The sequence below is a fragment of the Photobacterium piscicola genome, from assembly GCF_900166965.1.
Lineage (GTDB): Bacteria > Pseudomonadota > Gammaproteobacteria > Enterobacterales > Vibrionaceae > Photobacterium > Photobacterium piscicola.
Genome location: NZ_FUZI01000001.1, coordinates 500,608 through 518,637 on the forward strand (window position 1 = coordinate 500,608; position 18,030 = coordinate 518,637).

Consider the following 18,030-nt stretch of genomic DNA (forward strand, 5'->3'; position numbering starts at 1 on the left):
TTATGACAAATATTTTAAAATTAAATTACACAAAAGCTGAATATAGAGATGATTATTCAGATTCAAGTGGTGAGTTTTGGCAGTGTGAGGCGCAAGAAAGTTTAATTAATAAACTTGAAATTACATTGCGAGAAGCTAAAGAGTATAAAGAGAATAGAAAACAAAATAATAACAAAACATGGTTATCTCACAATGCAATTCTTGTTTCTGGTCAGAGAGGTACAGGAAAAACTGTATTTTTGAGGAATTGTGAGAAGTTATGGAGCAAAGCTTGTAAAAAAGAAAATCCAAACAATATACAGGAAGAAGAACTTAAGTTTCTAAACGTAATTGATCCAACAATGCTTGTAAATAATGATCATTTTTCTAATGTAATAATTGCTCAAATTTATTATGTAGTTGAAAAAAAGATTAAAATTTCAAGTGGATGCAATGGTGTAAGTTCTGTTAGTGAACAAAAAAAGATGCATTTTTATAATTCATTAAAAAAATTAGCAGATGCACTCGGAAAGAAAGATGATTTTAATGGACATTCAGGAATTGATAAAATTCTACAATATAATTCTGGTATTCAAATTGAAAATTATTTCCATTTATTTATAGAATCGGCAATTAATTTATTGGGGTGCCAAGCTTTGGTGCTACCAATTGATGATGTGGATATGACACTTGGGCGAGCATTTGAAGTTGTAGATGATGTGCGTCGTTTGCTTGGTTGTCCATATATAATCCCTATTGTGAGTGGTGATATGCGTCTATATGAACAAATGACAAATGTTCATTTTGATAGCAATGCTTATAATAATGAAGCTAAAAATGATGGTCTAATTGCAGAAGGGAGCTTAGTGTCTAAAGAGCTGACGACATCTTATTTAACAAAAGTCTTTCCTAATCAAATGAGAATTGGTTTACGACCGTTAACACAAATTATACAAAAGCTAAATATTGTAAATCATGAAAATGATACTGGATTGAAAATATCAGAATATTATAGCCTGATATTTAACAGGTTTTATTTTCTATGTTCAAATGAAGAAGTGATAATTAATTGGCCGGAACCTGAGTCTGCACGAGAACTAACCCAGCTAGTACGTTCAATTAATCCTGAAGTTTTACGTGATAAAAGTATTAATACTGTATGGATGGCTTACCAAAGTTGGGCTACACAAAAGAAGAATGGTGTTTCTTTTACTAACGCAATGTCATGGTTTTCGCTTAATAATTTAGATAATGGTTCTTCTTTTAATATTGAATCTCTAATTGCATTTAACCCTAAAATGCAAATGAGCAAAGATCGATACCCTTGGGCTAACAAAGATTTTTTTGGTTCTCAAATAGATTCTTTAAACTCAATGTTTTCATTACAACCCAAGCAAATGTCAGCTCAATTAAATGGCAATTTATCTATTCTGGAGAGTGCATATAATAAAAAAAGTTATACTTTACGAAGTATGCCACCCTATGAATTTTTTGATGACAAAAAATATATTACACAAGGTTCGATAAAAAACACGAATTCTTTCTTGTCTGAAGAAAGTAAAATTAAAGCTAATATATTACTCGATGTTTACACATATGGTGACTATTATTCAACACTATCAAATACATATCAGTATGTATTTTGTAGTCGTGCATTTGAATTGATTTTATTTTCATTCGTAAACAAATCTCTAGATGTTGAGAAAGATATTTATAATATTCTTGGGCGTAGACCATTCTATTCAATATTTAATGCGAATCCAACTAAAGTTATTCAGGATGGCGATGATGAAGAAGAGGTTGAAAAAGAAAGTGATTCTAAGCGTTCTTCGGCAGAGATTCTGGCAAGTAAAATTAATGAATGGAAAATAAATAATAGAGAGTTCTTTGATGAAATAAATTCAAGTGATCTTATATCTATATTTTCATTTATGTTTAATAAGACATTTTCTGCACTAAATTTATATAAATCTAAAAAAACTTATTCCGATGAGTATTTAACAGATTTAGCAAGACGTTTTGAATTGATTCTTATTAACTCAGCAATGACAGCATCGATTAAAGGTCATGCAATTAATGCTAATGTTGCTCAAACAGATAAGTATAGTACGTTAAGAAATTATAAGGCATTTGAGAAGTATGACCGAACAATTACTAGAAATAATGAGAAGTTAAGAGAAGAAAACATTCCTGGTGGTTTTTGTATGCGTTTTATAGATGTACTTTGGGATCATCCAATATTTGATATTAACAACTCAAAAGGAACTTTAGATTCACTATTTTCTTTAGGTAAAGTAGATCTGGAAAATAAATTAGTGAAATTGAGGGATGATTTAAAACTTAGAACGATTAAGCAAGTATCAACACTGAAGAATAAATTAAAAGAATTAAACGAAATAGATAGGATTATATTAGAAACTTTCATCAAAGAAAATAAAATAACAAACAAAACTTTATTAGTTGATCCAAAAGAGTTAAACGCTAACTTATTAAGAGCAATACAGTTATATATAGAGGGTGATGATGCTTAAAGTTAGTGATGAGAGTATCGCTTATGCTTCTTTACTTACTTCTGATCGTTTGTTATTTAATGAGGTTGGTATTGACAAGAAAAAATTTCTATTACAAGAAAAGAGTATTTTTGACTATCAACCATATATATCAAGAATGCTAAGAAATGAAGATGTTACGGCTCTTATTCGTTCATTGAATCTTGATAAGATTAGTTTGAAAAAACTATTATCATTATTGGCTAAAAAGTATTTAATTTGGCAGGGTGATCGTTTCGACGTTAAGTTAAGTTATCTTGAGGAGTGGTTAGAACTAGCCTCTTTAATTGATGTTAGTTGGATTATTGCAAAAGCCTATAGTGATTTAACTTACGATTATGATATTAGTGAGCAGGATATTATAACATGTATTAAAGATAACCAGTGTCCTACAGCTCTTCAACAATTAAAAGGAAAGAAAGGTTTTGCTGATAATCATGTCCACCTTGGTGGGCATGGACATACTGGCCCATCTCTACTAAGTTTTTCATTATATGGGGTAGAGGTTACTGGAAAAATCAAATGGCCAAGAAGACCTGAAAGTACTTTATTTGAGAGTGAACGATATAAAAAGAATGATTTACCTAAGTGGGGCGCTTTATTAGGTGATAATTTGGCAGCTTTTGCGTTTGATCATGATTATAAACGTGTGAATAAATTGCATATAAAGCCTCATATTAATGTTGAGTTCAAAGGTGATGCGATTTCATATATTGAACGTGGTGAGTGTAATAATTTTTCTCAGCATTGTTTATCACAATCTCATTGTTTACTAATTCCATCAGCTAATCGTTGGCTTTTATTTTGTACTGGCTTAATTTCTTTAAATAAAGAAGCAGATAATGCTCTAGATACTTATATTCGTATAAGCAATATTTTGCGTAACTATATGATTGTAATGGGGGCTGGATTAGGTCAATTTGTAGAATCTTTTCATTTTCCACTTCGTAAGAGTAGACATTTAGGCTCACAAGATATTGTCGGTTTGGATGCTTTCAAATCGGATATATCAAAAGATACAGTAAGAGAATTTAGAGTGTCACCAAATATTGCTATTGGGAGTAATAGTTTTCCAGCAGATCCGAAGGATTTAAAGGCTAGTTTAGAGGCTCTCTATAAAGAATCATTAGCAGAAAGGGTCCACTTTGTTTTGCATTTTACCAGAAGCGGCAAAAGGGAAGACAGAAGACAGTCTAAGTTTAGGGCTAATATTAAGAATCAAGTTAGACTTCTTCAGCAATTTCATGGTTCTGTTTCTTTTTCTGATACCGAGATAAAAGCATTTCAAATTGAAGATGAATCATTACGAGTTGATTTGCGTAAAGCAATACGCGGGTATGATGTAGCAGGTAATGAAAACGAACTACCAATTGAGGTATTTGCTCCTGCTCTGCGGGTTTTGCGTTTAGCTAAACATTCATCACAGAGTCTATTTACAACTCGTCATCAGAGACCTTTTTTAACTATTCATGCAGGTGAAGATTATAGTCATTTACTTTCTGGATTAAGAGCAATCGATGAAGCTGTGTATTTTTGTGATTATCAGTCAGGAGATAGAATAGGCCATGGACTAGCACTAGGGGTATCGCCTATTTCGTGGGCTCAAAGACAACAAACGGCTTATGTCACAATAGGTGAACATTTAGATAACCTTGTTTGGTGCTTTCAGAAATCACTTGAAGTTATTCAAAAAGTGCCGAAATTTACTGGTGTTTTACATTTACTGCAAGAGAAGATTAATTTCTGGTCAGGCTATCTTTACGAAGAAGAACATTCATGTCGAAGTTTATACGAAGCTTGGAAGTTGAGGCGAAATTGCCCTTATGCGTTAAATCTTGATGAGTTATCTAGTGATAAGCCACCAGTTATAGATGGTAAGAACCCGTTATATCGTGATTGGATAATAGATTTTGACCAAATCCAATGTAACGCTAGTAGCCAAAAGGCATTCGTACTTTGGCAAAAATACATACTAGCTGAGTTAGATGTCCACTTTTTTAAGAGACGTGAAAAATCAGTAATTATTCATTGTAATCCCAAGCAAGGTTTTGAACCTTTTGGTTATAAGCATGGGACATACTTTGACTCTATATCAGCAGCAGAATTAGAGTTGTACGAAGCAATCCAAGATCTACAAATAGAAAAGTATGGGTCTCAAGAAATAATATTCGAAGCTTGTCCAACGTCAAATATCTATATTGGGCGCTTTGAACATTATCATGAACATCCTATTTATCGTTGGAATCCACCTATTGAATCTTGGCTCAATGCAGGAGAGCGTTTTAACAAGTTTGGTTTAAGGCGCGGCGCAATTTCAGTATGTGTAAATACAGATGATTCAGCATTAATGCCAACATCAATTCAGAATGAGCATAGAGTATTACAACGAGCAGCTGTTGAGTATTATGGTGTCGGATCAAATAAAGCGGAAGATTGGATTGATCGTATTCGTCAAAAGGGTGTCGAGGTATTTGAAGAGAATCATTTAGATTGGGTTAACTGAGTATTAGAAAATACGAATATAAGTTATAGCTACAGAATAGAATAGTTATTCTATGACTTTCTTTTAACAACTTTATTATTTCTGATGGTGACTTAATCCTGTAGATTATGAATTGCCGTTAGCGTGGGCGAAGTTAATTTTAGATGGGCTGTCACCGCAAACGATGAAAGGTGATCATCATGCAGCTTCATTATTGTTTCCAATGGAGCGTGTATTTGAGGACTATGTTGCTCAATCATTCAGTAAAACTTTGAAACAAACTCATCGTTTGAAAGCACTGATACAGAGTAAGAGTTTAGTTACCCACAATGGTTCAAGCTTAAGCCCGATATGGTAATTGAGCATAATAGTAAAGTTGTGACGGTATTAGATACTAAGTGGAAATTACTCGATTCAGCAAAAGCCAATGGCACTGATAAATATGGCTTATCACAAAGTGATTTTTATCAGATGCTGGCTTATGGTCATCACTACTTTGATACTGAGGTAGAAAGCTCAGAAATGTTCTTGGTATATCCCTCACACTCAGGCTTTCAGCAGGCGATACCACATAGTTTTGATTTTCCGATTCAAGGCGAGAAAACCTTAAAACTGTGGGTTGTCCCTTTTGTTATTAGTGATAAAGATGATGAGAAGGGAATCAAGTGGCCAGTAGGGACGAAGACTGAAAAGCACTTTAGTCAGGTGAAGTAGTGTTAGATATATGACTCTAATTTATCACAAATAGTTGAGGTATATAGTTCACTAATTACACGTAACCTTGCTTCTAAAATCGACTTGCTTGAGCTGCTTAAATGCTCATAGTCAAGGATTGATGCATTACGTTTTAATTGCCTATAAGAACCATTTAAGTTTAATTTTACGCCTTTATTAATATCAGTATAAATAGAGCAATAATGGCGTATATCATGTTCCTGATGCCTTATTTGAGTTAAAACTGATGCGTTATGGTTACGCAGCTCTTTATTCGTAAGCTTATCACCAATTAAACCTCTTTTTGACTCTGCTTGTGACCATGATGGTAATAATAAGGCCTCTGCTTCTCTGTATAGAGTGTGCCATTTAGAGCGTTTGAGTCTTTCATGAAGTGATTGAAACTCATATTGTTTAACATAACGAAGTAGTGATTCACGCTCTAACTGAAGAGCATAAAGATCTGTTCTATTTTTCTCTCGTTTTCTTATTGCAGTATTAAGTAACTCTAATTTATCTGTTAATAGATCAAACTCGAATGTAAGTTTTGCATCGGCCTCTGATTGAAATACGCCAAAAATCTGCCAGTAATCATGAATAAACTGCTTGTAGGAAGATTTATCTGTGTAGTGCAGATACGATAAATCACTCTCAATAGAGCAGTCAGGGCTATCAAGATAAACGTTAACCTTTCTCGTATGTTCTTGTGCATCTTTGGATTGTAAACATGCTAGGTCAAACTTTTGCATTACAGAACCATTGCTTTTTTTTAGACTTTGCAATTTAAGGTAGAGTTCATGAAGTCCTTCAATTGAAGTTATGAACTCTTTTTTTAGACCATTTATCCTTTGTAATTTTTCTTCTTGTATTTTTTGCGCATTAAATAACTCTTTCTCTTTAGTGACTAAGGTTGTAACAATATTAATATGATTCTTTATCGACACATCTAACGAGTTTCTAAGACGAATATAGGTGGGTTTTGATGCGTTATGGCGGATATCAGAGAGTTGGCCTTTAGCACGGTTTAATACTGTTTCTAAGCTACGCAATAATTGGAGATCTTGAGTTATTTCACTTTGGTTCATTAGCTCAATAGCATCTTCAGACAGTGAATTAACGCCATTACTAAAGGTATGGAACAATGAACGGATTTTCCTAATATCACTAGCAAGATCATAACGTAATGAGTGAGTAATAGCAGCATCTATTTTTGCATTTAAAGAAGCAACAATGATTGATGTTCTGGTGCTTACTAATGTGAAATCTTGCTCAGATCTCAACTCATTAGTTTTATTTATATGCTCTTGTGGTAGATATTCATAACAACGAACACGGCGCTCCAATTTGCGTAGTTTTAATAAATTGTACGAGATTTTCGTTCTGTGTTGTGTTAACTGATTTAATCCTTCGAGCCTGGCGTTGAGCTCTGCGTAAAATTGCTGCATAGCAATAAATTGAGAGGTGATCTTTAAGCTAGGAATACAATGACCTAACTGTTTTAAATTATCAAAATCAACTTGCTTAAACTTTCTTAATGGTACGATTTTTAGCTTGCGTCGAAGATCTCCTGCTGTAACTAAATTAGCTGCGGCTTTAGATCGGGAATGACTTACGTTATATCCAGCTCTTGAAAAATAACTCTGTAACCGTAGAGAGTATGTCTTAACTCGCTTTTGGGTTCTATAGCTTTCAAAGTCAAAGCTATCTAGCCTGTCTCTGACATCTTTTAGTGCAATCACTATTCGGCTAGAGACATTTTTGTAGGAAAGATGTTTTTTACAGTAAGAGTAAGCCTTTCTAAGTCGTACTAGCTGATGTGCCACGTCATTTCTATAACTTATTAAGTTTGGCTTGGTATCAATGGCAAAAGGTAGTCGTTCATTTGGAGACAGTGACATTTCGAAAATAGAGACTTCCTTCGTTTTAAACTCAACGTCAAATTCAGTATTATCTAATTTATTAATAATTGGGTATTTCGCTAAAACTGTCAGCTCATGTTTCTTTTGTGTCGCCGTTAATTGTTGCGCGCCAAAGTAAAATACATTATTGGCTGCTCTGTGTTGTTCTTTAATAGATAAGTATGAGTTATTAGAGCCAAACATGATGTAATCTTCAATGGCAGCACTATTAATTCCATTGTCGACAGGGAATAGCCATAGGAGGTTAATGCCTTGTTTTCTGAAAAAAGTCTCGCGGTTATAAGCAACATAAGTCGTTATCCAACTACGATAAAATTCTACCACCCATTTGTTAGATTGTTGGTCCTCAAAGTAGATATCTGGCTTACGGCGGGTGTTAACTTCATCATCATTAGAAAATATGAAGTGACTATTGATAATACTCTGAGATAAGACAAGCTGACTGCGCTCCAATTCTGAAATTACATCATATTTGCTATTTGTTCGCCATTCATTTTCTTTATCTGAACAATAGCTATTATAGAGCTCATTTGCGCCGCTGGTATAGAAAGGGCAAGATTCAATCTTTTTGATATTACTGTCTTTGGCATTTTTGTTATGGCAAAAAAAATAGGTGAATTGTTCCTTATTTCCATTATCACCATTACGTCTTCTGCCAAAGAGCGGAGAGTTACAGAAAGAGCAACGTAGATAATGATCATTGTGGTCATGTTTTGCTTTATTGATGTTGGCTAGTATTTCCTGATACTGAACGTCAGTCGGCTTGAATGGGTTTTCTAATAGTCGTCCAACAGTAATTACTTTCTTTTGGGCACCATAAAATACCTCCCATAGAGGTCGGCTTACTACGCTACTCACTGACACCGTTTTACTCCTGAAATGACACAATACACATTGCATCTACACACTTATAATCAAGTAGGTATTTTATTCCTTAAAAGTGAAAAGTTAAATAGATAGCAACATTAATGAAGCTTGTATTGTGAACTACTTAAACCGTAGCCTTGTTATCTTTACTAACTCTTAGAAAATCGTATATTTAGATACTTAGGTGCATTATTAATAACAATATTTTTTTGTATGTAAGTCATTACCGAATAAATACAGCGTATAACTCTATTTGTGCTTGCCTGAAGTTTCAATAAACTCACTTCACCAGATCATGATTTCTCTACGCTGTTCTGAATAATTAGAGCGGTTGTAATTAGCCTTACTTCATTTTGATCTGCGTGTAATAAACACGCTTCATTAAGCAAATTAAAAAGCCTTGTTCAGGAAGGGCGACAGAAGCGACTGAGTGAAGTCCGTGAGCGACTAATTTAGCGTTATTCGCTATAATAGGCTTACATGCTATTCGTGTCACGTTCATCTGGAAAGACATAATTATATTGCTTAACGAGTTGTTGTTGCTTCTTTGAGTCTAGTCATAGTATGTAATTGCCCAGAATGAGTAATTTGGTTTTATGTTCAGTGTTAACTAAGGGTTTTAAACGGTTAAATTGGATTCTTAGTATTTCGTTGCACATACTGAGTTAATCGTAAATCAACCAATTCTTTTACAGCTTCATGTAAATTTTGTTTATCCTCTTGAGCAACATTGAAATTCGCAATAAATCGATCATTAGTGATTGAGAACCACTGCTCTCCATTTTTATTTGCTGTTGTGTATGCTTTGATTGGATTTTTTAGCCAATATTGGTGCCATCGAGAATCAGTCGGCTTGCACTGTTGTTCGGCTTTAGCAACGTCTTTTATTTTTAACTCAGGGTAACGATTAAGTATGAGTAAGCTTTGTTCTGCTAATATTTCTGTTGTTGGTGGTGCTGTGAAGCCATCTAAATGTAAAAACGCCTCAAGTAAAATAGCCTTAAAGCATTTTGTCATGGCCGTTTGGGCTATACCATTATGCAGAAATTTACCATAGTTATTAACCAAATGGGTTAACTCAGGTATTTGTTCTTCCGCGGCGACTAATGAGAACCAACTTCCATGTTGTTGTTTAACTTTATCTAATCGGTAATTAGCTTGCATAAATTCGGTTGCAGTAGGGCGATGATCCAAAAGATTTTTTAGTTCTTTGTACTCATCAATGCTGGTGGTTTTGTAGCGATTGGCAAGCTCTTGCCAGAATTGTGTTAATTCCGGATCGAAATTGATAAAACAACCGTCAGTAAGCATAATTGGTTTTGCTGAGCGTTGAGCAATTTCTCGTGTGCTTGATATATCAAGTAGCGCTGAAGGTTTGGTCAAAAATGATTGGTGATTACCAATAAAATCTAACACTAATAACTTATCCTTTTGGGTGTTTTTTGATTGTCGTAACCCTCTTCCTAATTGCTGTAAGAAGAGAATTTTTGATTCTGTTGGTCGAATCATCAATATAGTGTCTATTGATGGGATATCAGTTCCTTCATTAAACAGATCAACTGAAAAGATAATATCAATAATGCCATTTTGTAATGCTGATAAGGCTTCATTACGTGGCATTGCAGAATCACTGTATACGGCAGCTGCGTTGTATCCTTTATTGCAGAAAAACTTCGCCATATAGTCCGCGTGTTTTTTTGAAATACAAAAGGCAAGAGTTCGTGTCAGTTTCTTTGCTTCCCAGTGTTTCAGAATGTGCTGTGCACGTTGTTGAGTCGCAAACGCTGTGTCTAATGCTGTGGGATCGAATTTACCATTTCGCCACGGTATTTCTTGGTAATTAACGAATTGATCGTAAATGCCGTAATAATCAAACGGTACTAATATTTTATTATCAATACCATGAACAAGATTTCGCTCAAACACTAAATTGTTATCGCATAATGAGAGAATATCCGCTTGATCTGAGCGCTCAGGCGTTGCAGTTAATCCTAGTAAAAAAGCAGGTTCAAAATAGGCTAACAGTGCTTGATAGGTCGATGAACTAGCATGATGAAATTCATCCACGATCACATAATCAAAATGATTTTTATCAAATAATGCCAGATGCTCTCGGCGACCAATAGTTTGAATCGATGCAAAAAGGTAGTCGGTCTCAGTATCTTTTGATGTGCCATTGTAGCGTCCCGTTCTTATGTTCTCATTAAGCTGAAGAAAAGTGCGTTCAGCTTGTAATAAGATCTCTTCTCGGTGAGCGACAAATAATACTCTTTTGGCGTTCATTTGTTTGGCGTCAAAAGCTGATAGCCAAGTTTTTCCCATGCCCGTAGCTAATACCACTAATCCCCGCTGATAACCATTTAGGCGAGTTTGTTTTAAGGCTATGAGCGCTTCAGCTTGAATATTGTTAGGTACAAAAGCGTCTAATTCTGGCTCTGTTTCTGTTGTTATTAAGCGTATAAAATGCGGGTTCTGTTTCTTATAGCGTGTGTTATAAGTATCGATCCATTCATGTGATAATGAATGTGTTAGGGCGTTCGAGAATAGATATTCAAACTGTTGACGAATATGATGAAATTCAAGCGCAGCCTTTGAATTATCAGGTTTTTCATAATCGAAACGTAATGCCCATTCATGGCCTTGAGTTAAGGCCATTTTGCTCATGTTATTAGAGCCAATCCATGCACAGCCTTGGTCAATTTGGTTATGATGAGATTTAATTAATATGTAAGATTTAAGGTGAAAGCTGATATTGCCTTCACACTGAAATACTCGAATATTTGCGCCTTTACCAACTAATAGCATCAGTTCTCGAAGGGCGACAGGTTGTGTTACAGATAAATAGTCTGAGGTCAATAAACGTAGTTCAGCACCACGATTAAGAGCATCCAATAAAGCATTAAAAAGTAAATCAAGACCTGACTTCATAATGAATGAGACCGAAATCTCAATAATTGAAGCATGATTAATTGCAATAATCAATTTGTCTAGCAGTGGATCTTGATAAGAGCCAACGGTTAGATTATGGCCTGTATAGAGAGAAATGCTATCAGTCACGATTTTTCTCCAAAATAACATTTAGCCATTTTTCATCTTCACGTCCTGGGCGTAAGTCACCAGTTATCCATGTCTCTTTGATAAAAAGCGGTGTATTTACGATAAATTGGCTTAACCGTTTTTCATCACAGTTAGTAAATGAACGTCCATTTCTTTCTATATCATCGTTACCGTACTTAAATGAGCAATAGAACACGCCTCCATTAACTAAACAGTTTGATAGTTTTTTAAAAACGTCATTTAACTCATGTGATGGAACATGTAAAAGTGATGCACATGCCCAAATAGCATCAAACTTATCCGTCGTTTCAAAGTTTTGAAACGTTGTGATTTCTACAGGTTGCTTAATTAAATTTTCAGCCCTTTTCCCTAACTCTATGCTGGCATCTATGGCCGTTATTTGAAAACCTTGTTTGAGAAAGGCTTTGCTATCACGACCTGAGCCACACCCAGCATCGAGTATATGTGCTGATATTGGTAGATAAGGAATAAATCGACTTAGTAATGGGCTTAAATCAACGTTGACAGTAGATTGGTAAAAATCATCAGCGTGAGTATTGTAGAAATCAATCGACATGGAAATCCTAATGGGCATCAACTATGGTAATCAGCTAATAATACGCCCAATTTTTGAGAAATATGGGCGGCATTGTAAAGAAGCTTATCAAATAGCGAATTTATGTTTTATATCATATTATACTGACTATTATACGGTGTTTTTTCTAGTTAATATTGAATGTTAATTGAGTATGAGTATGGCTATTTTGATTCTTGTATTATCCTGACTTTATCATATTGTACACTGAGCGTGGTTTGCTTTTCCTTGAAGTTAAAGATTGAAAATTTTAATCAATTTCTAATCTTACTAGCCCTCAAGTTATGTTACATACGAATAAAAATTAGAGTTAAAAACTAATCTCTTAGAGCAGGCTAGGCTGTGCGTCTACATGGTATGAAGAAATATTACTCGTAAACAATTAGATGATACCATTTCCTGCATTAGCGTATAGGAATTATGACAGGCTTAGTTATGTCCCGAGCGCTTGAGGTAATATCACTGACAGGAAGTCGCTGTCCAAATCAGCAACCTACTGTGCGATGAAAGAATTCCACCAATATAGAGATGAGGAAATGCGTGATTAGTGATTCGATCTTTTTAGTTTACTTGGCAAGTGCATTACTAATATTGTCGTATGTGTTAGTCGGTTTCGGTATTGTAAAGCGTATTGCGCAGTGGAGCTCAAATTCACCAGATAAGCGTGCGATCTCCTTGGCGGTGATTTTTATCTATCTATTATCGGTTTTCGAGGTGATAGATATAGTTAATGACTTATTTCACCTAATCAGTTAGTTCGAAATATCTTTATCTACTTAATTATATTTATGAAAATGAGGTGTGTAATGGAAATATTATTTTTGATTGCTTTTGTTATTTCGCTGTTAAATGTGGTGTACGCGTTAGCTACAAAAAATATATTCTTTTCCGGTGGTTGGATTAGTTATTATGATAATAAGCTAAATTTTTTTGCCGGTTTGGTTACTTTTATAGCATTTATTTTTTTCTATGGTGGTTTTTACTTTTTTATTTTTCCATCATTATAATCTTCATACGCTAATGAAGTTTACTTTTTGCTATCTCCAGCAGTTTGCTTAGCTCGTTGTATATTAATATAAATGTTTAAACTAAGTGTTTTATTAAAAATACTATGTCCTTTATACTTACGCTATACATAAACAATAAATCAGATCCTTTCTACTGCGAAGGATATCTCGTTGAGTAATAGTTTTGCTTTATCACTTTTCAGTTGTAATAACGTCATAAAAAGTAGGTCTGTAATGACATTTTGTGCCGTTCGAGAAGAAATAGAAGAACTGCGAAACTGTTTTTCATCAGCAATGGTATCAATCGTGTAGTGGGCTAATTTTCGTAAGGGGCTTTTTTTAATATTGGTTAACGCAATAATTGTTGCGCCTTTATCATAGGCAGATTGAGCCGCAACAAGTATTTCTCGACGTGTGCCTGAAAATGAAATCGCGATGAGTATATCGTCTTTAGTGAGTGTATTTGCTGTGGCAACTTGGACATGCGTATCTTGTTCGTTGAGTGCTGTAATCCCGATTTTTAACAGTTTAAAAGTAAGATCTTTCGCTGTTAATGCGGAACCACCGATGCCGACAATTTGAATACGGTGCGCTTGATTGATCTGCTTAACAATAGCCTCAAACTCAGAAAAATCAATAGCATTGGTTGTTGCAATCATAGCGTGGGTTTTCTCTTGAATTAACTTTTGGGCAATGGTTAATGAAGAGTCATCGCTATGAATTTTGTTATGAATGGGTCTTTTGGGCTCTAGAATGGTCTTTTGTTGAGCAAGATCTTCAATAATGGCAAGTTTAAGAGCCGTAAAACCTTTAAATCCAAGCCGTTGGGCAAATTTGATGATACCTGATTGAGAAACGCCAACTTTGGCGGCTAAATCTTGGCTAACATAAGCGCTTAATGATGCTGGATCTTCAAGAATAAAGTCTAATATTTTCACACCATTGCTCGATAAACCACTTCTCTGGTTTTGCATCTTCTCTAAAATACTCATAATCCCCTCATTTTTTTGAATTAATTATTCAACATTGGATAAATATTATTCTTTTGGTAATTTTTTGTTATCTTATTAAAAATAAAGGGGTAAGTTTTGTTTTTCGATCTGTGTCTAGATATTACTAACCCTATTTATTCTCTAATTTTGGCATAAAATGAATAATTTTAGTTGTGATTATTGTCACTTAATTGAATTTTTTATTCTATATGATTTCTCTCAAACCTAATATTTAAGCAAGAGAGCAGATTATGAAGATCGACCTAACAACCTTAGTGACTGAAAGCCGAAATGCAGTGAGTGAGAATATCGATATGCTTCCAACAATTGATATGTTGAAAGTGATTAACCAGGAAGATCAGAAAGTGGCTTTAGCGGTAGAAGCTATTATTCCTGAAATAGCGAAGGTTGTTGATCTTATTGCAAATGCTTTCCAATCTGGCGGTCGCTTGATTTACGTAGGCGCTGGAACGTCAGGTCGATTAGGTATTTTAGATGCCAGTGAATGTCCTCCCACATATGGCTCAAACCCTGACGTAGTGGTTGGACTAATCGCGGGGGGACATCAAGCTATTTTAAAAGCGGTCGAAAACGCAGAAGATAATCTTGAACTTGGTGCTGCGGATTTGCAAAAAATTGGTTTTAATAACAAAGATATACTTGTGGGGATTGCTGCAAGTGGGCGTACGCCTTATGTACTAGGGGCGATGAACTATGCAACAAGCGTTGGTGCAACGGTTGCGACATTAAGTTGTAATGCCAATAGTCCAATGACGCAGATTGCAGACATTAATATGACGCCTATTGTTGGACCTGAAGTCGTAACGGGTTCTTCAAGAATGAAAGCGGGTACCGCGCAGAAGCTAGTGCTGAATATGTTAACCACTGGCGCAATGATTCGTACCGGAAAAGTATTTGGAAACCTAATGGTTGATGTTGAAGCAACCAATGCCAAGCTTATTCAGCGTCAGCATAATATTGTGGTTGAAGCGACGGGATGCTTAGAATCACAGGCAGCGGCTGCATTAGCCCAATGTAATAATCACTGTAAAACCGCCATCTTAATGATTTTACTTGATATTGATGCAGAGTTAGCAGCTGCAAAACTGAGTAAACATAATGGCTTTATTCGTCATGCACTTTTAGACCAAGAATGATTAAACAATAGGTTTTATTAAGGAGCATAAGATGGCCAAAATAACCGCTTCAATGATACAAAAAATACTCACGGCAATCGGTGGCAAGGGAAATGTTATCAAATGTGGTAACTGTATGACGCGATTACGTCTTACATTACAAGATGATAACTTAGCTGATCGAGATTCAATTAAGCGCATTGCTGGCGTCATGGGATTAGTTGAAAGTGATGATCAATTTCAAATTGTTTTAGGGCCGGGTAAAGCACAAACGGCGGCTGAAATGATGAATAGCATGCTTGAGAAAGAACCGGGAGAGTCAGGGGATATATCAAACCAGCAAAGTGATCTTAAAGATGTTGCTTCTGCGCATAAGCAACAATTAAAGAAAAAACAAACCAGTGCAGCACAGCGTTTTCTAAGTAAGTTTGCGACTATTTTTACGCCTTTAATTCCAGGTTTTATTGCCGCGGGTTTGCTACTCGGTATAGCAACATTATTAGAACAACTTTTTGTGCTTGGTCATGCAACACCTAATACCCATTTACTTGATTTAATTGCGTATATGAAAGTCTTTAGTAAAGGGTTGTTTAGCTTTTTAAGTATCCTAATTGGTTATAATGCTCAGCAAGCGTTTGGTGGCTCAGGCGTTAATGGTGCCATATTAGCGTCTTTTTTTGTATTAGGTTATAACCCAGATGCAACCACTGGCATTTACTCGGGAATGACGGATTTTTTTGGTAACGGTATTGATCCTCGTGGCAATATTATTGGGGTGTTAATTGCCGCCATTATTGGTGCTGGTGTTGAGAAAAAAGTCCGTCAATTTATTCCCGATAATCTAGACATGATTCTAACCTCTATGATCACCTTGTTGATTATGGGAGCGGTAACCTTTGTGATCATCATGCCGATTGGCGGTGAGTTATTTAAAGGTATGTCATGGTTATTCATCAACCTTAATGGTAATCCATTCGGCAGTGCGATTTTAGCGGGATTATTCTTAATCTCAGTAATGTTTGGTATTCACCAAGGTTTTGTACCTGTGTATTTTGCGTTGATGGATGCTCAGGGCTTTAATTCACTTTTCCCCATTTTAGCGATGGCAGGAGCGGGGCAAGTAGGGGCAGCATTAGCGTTATATGGTAAAGCTAAAAAAGATTCGTTGCTACGAACGCAAGTCAAAGGCGCAATTATTCCGGGTTTCTTAGGCATTGGCGAACCACTTATTTACGGCGTTACGCTACCGCGCGTTAAACCTTTTGTTACTGCTTGTGTTGGTGGTTCGGCTGGTGGTTTCTTTATTGGATTAGTCTCTTACATGGGGTTACCAATTGGTTTAAATACGGTATTTGGCCCATCAGGTATTGTTGCCTTGCCATTAATGACATCAAGCTCAGGTATTTTTGCGGGTATGGCAATATTTACAATTGGCTTGCTGATTTCATATCTTATGGGATTTGCAATGACTTGGTTCTTCGGTACCCAAAATGTTGATTTAAGTTAAGACCATATTATTGAGAAGCCGATTTAATAAGTAATTCCTAATTCTTGGACATTTCGGTTTAGTGGCTTAAGGCCTGATTTCGATATTCAATCGGAGTCAGGCCTTTTTACTGGTTCTTACTACGTTTTAGGCTGTGTTTACACTTTAACATAGGACACCCATAATCTTCCCTTTAGAAAACAGATAAGAATTAGCGCTATTGTCAGGGTTGGTTATTGTTATGTCACTATAGTGAATGCTCTCGTGAGAGCGATAGGGGATCTATTCACATCGCGTCGAAAGATATGGCTGTCCAATGCCCCGATAATAAACTATCAAGCCGCGTACATCACGGCACACTTTATAATCGTCGTATGTTTTCCATGACCAGTACTATCAAGCCGCGTACATCACGGCACACCCTTATATCAGAGATGAGTCAGGCGGCTATGACTATCAAGCCGCGTACATCACGGCACACGGTTTGCGACTTGTCGCCGCACTGGCTGGTGTCTATCAAGCCGCGTACATCACGGCACACGATAAACTTCTTCTGAATATCAGTCATGTCTTCTATCAAGCCGCGTACATCACGGCACACATTAGTGCGTGCGCTTACTGCTAGGTGTGGGTCCTATCAAGCCGCGTACATCACGGCACACGTTTCTTATTACCAACCCAACAATTTACAAGTCTACCAAGCCGCGTACATCACGGCACACAAAGATGCTCTAATTGGTTTCGATAACCTAAACTATCAAGCCGCGTACATCACGGCACACAAGCTAATAATTCACGATTCGGAGCTGGATTACTATCAAGCCGCGTACATCACGGCACACTTGCAGAAGGATCAATAATGGCGGTATTTTCTCTATCAAGCCGCGTACATCACGGCACACTATGGCTGAAAACCCAAGCAATGCCCGCTGTTCTATCAAGCCGCGTACATCACGGCACACTTCTGGCGCGGTAACAACGAGCCAGCACTCCTCTATCAAGCCGCGTACATCACGGCACACTTGGCAATTGGGTACCCGTAAATATCCCCGACCTATCAAGCCGCGTACATCACGGCACACAAACGGGTTCCCCTGAATTAATGGCTGCATTACTATCAAGCCGCGTACATCACGGCACACTGAACGTATTTTATTAAATTCACTATATTTTCAATACCTTATCCTAAATATGTCATTTTACCCATTATTTTTTGCATCATGCTTTCAATATTTAAAATCAATGAC

Annotated in this window: 10 protein-coding genes, 1 pseudogene and 1 CRISPR repeat array; of the genes and pseudogenes, 6 read left to right on the forward strand and 5 right to left on the reverse strand. The window is 36.1% G+C overall.

Annotated features, from left to right (window positions below; translation table 11 throughout):
* The first annotated feature begins 2 nt into the window (after window positions 1–2).
* The 3 genes and pseudogenes from rdrA to CZ809_RS02305 all read left to right on the forward strand — a co-directional run bounded on the left by rdrA (window position 3) and on the right by CZ809_RS02305 (window position 5,724).
* Window positions 3–2,510 (forward strand): antiviral RADAR system adenosine triphosphatase RdrA, encoded by a 2,508-nt coding sequence (rdrA, locus tag CZ809_RS02290; protein WP_080155816.1) that lies wholly within the window; start codon window positions 3–5, stop codon window positions 2,508–2,510.
* Window positions 2,500–5,031, forward strand: a complete 2,532-nt coding sequence (gene rdrB, locus CZ809_RS02295) for an antiviral RADAR system adenosine deaminase RdrB (protein ID WP_144396135.1) — start codon at window positions 2,500–2,502, stop codon at window positions 5,029–5,031. The genes rdrA and rdrB overlap by 11 nt, the downstream gene beginning before the upstream one ends.
* Before the next feature lie 163 nt (window positions 5,032–5,194).
* Window positions 5,195–5,724, forward strand: a pseudogene (locus CZ809_RS02305) (5-methylcytosine restriction system specificity protein McrC).
* A 2-nt stretch (window positions 5,725–5,726) separates the two neighbouring features.
* On the opposite strand, the gene CZ809_RS02310 reads toward CZ809_RS02305, so the two are convergent.
* The 4 genes from CZ809_RS02310 to CZ809_RS02320 all read right to left on the reverse strand — a co-directional run bounded on the left by CZ809_RS02310 (window position 5,727) and on the right by CZ809_RS02320 (window position 12,144).
* A complete protein-coding gene (locus CZ809_RS02310) occupies window positions 5,727–8,507 on the reverse strand; it encodes a competence protein CoiA family protein (protein WP_080155820.1) in 2,781 nt (926 codons plus the stop codon).
* A gap of 346 nt (window positions 8,508–8,853) precedes the next feature.
* Window positions 8,854–9,024 carry a hypothetical protein gene (locus CZ809_RS21090; RefSeq protein WP_159447926.1) on the reverse strand — a complete coding sequence of 57 codons (171 nt, stop codon included), beginning with the start codon at window positions 9,022–9,024 and terminating at the stop codon, window positions 8,854–8,856.
* A 113-nt stretch (window positions 9,025–9,137) separates the two neighbouring features.
* Complete coding sequence (locus CZ809_RS02315) at window positions 9,138–11,567, reverse strand: DEAD/DEAH box helicase family protein (protein ID WP_235865761.1); 2,430 nt, start codon at window positions 11,565–11,567, stop codon at window positions 9,138–9,140.
* On the reverse strand, window positions 11,560–12,144 hold the full coding sequence (locus CZ809_RS02320) for a class I SAM-dependent methyltransferase (protein WP_080155822.1): 585 nt from the start codon (window positions 12,142–12,144) through the stop codon (window positions 11,560–11,562). Before CZ809_RS02320 ends, CZ809_RS02315 begins: the two co-directional genes overlap by 8 nt.
* Window positions 12,145–12,968: 824 nt before the next feature.
* Between CZ809_RS02320 and CZ809_RS02330 the strand changes: the two genes are divergently transcribed.
* Complete coding sequence (locus CZ809_RS02330; protein WP_080155824.1) at window positions 12,969–13,169, forward strand: hypothetical protein; 201 nt, start codon at window positions 12,969–12,971, stop codon at window positions 13,167–13,169.
* 140 nt (window positions 13,170–13,309) lie between these two features.
* Here CZ809_RS02330 and CZ809_RS02335 read toward each other — a convergent pair whose 3' ends face one another.
* Window positions 13,310–14,161, reverse strand: coding sequence for an SIS domain-containing protein (locus CZ809_RS02335; protein ID WP_080155825.1), 852 nt, complete (start codon window positions 14,159–14,161; stop codon window positions 13,310–13,312).
* Window positions 14,162–14,412: 251 nt separating this feature from the next.
* Between CZ809_RS02335 and murQ the strand changes: the two genes are divergently transcribed.
* Together murQ and murP are read left to right on the forward strand one after the other, a co-directional pair.
* A complete protein-coding gene (gene murQ / locus CZ809_RS02340; protein WP_080155826.1) occupies window positions 14,413–15,318 on the forward strand; it encodes an N-acetylmuramic acid 6-phosphate etherase in 906 nt (301 codons plus the stop codon).
* Window positions 15,319–15,349: 31 nt separating this feature from the next.
* Window positions 15,350–16,804, forward strand: coding sequence for a PTS N-acetylmuramic acid transporter subunit IIBC (murP, locus tag CZ809_RS02345; protein WP_080155827.1), 1,455 nt, complete (start codon window positions 15,350–15,352; stop codon window positions 16,802–16,804).
* Between the two features lie 311 nt (window positions 16,805–17,115).
* Window positions 17,116–17,926: a CRISPR direct-repeat array (repeat unit 29 nt; unit sequence CTATCAAGCCGCGTACATCACGGCACACT).
* Window positions 17,927–18,030 lie beyond the last annotated feature (104 nt).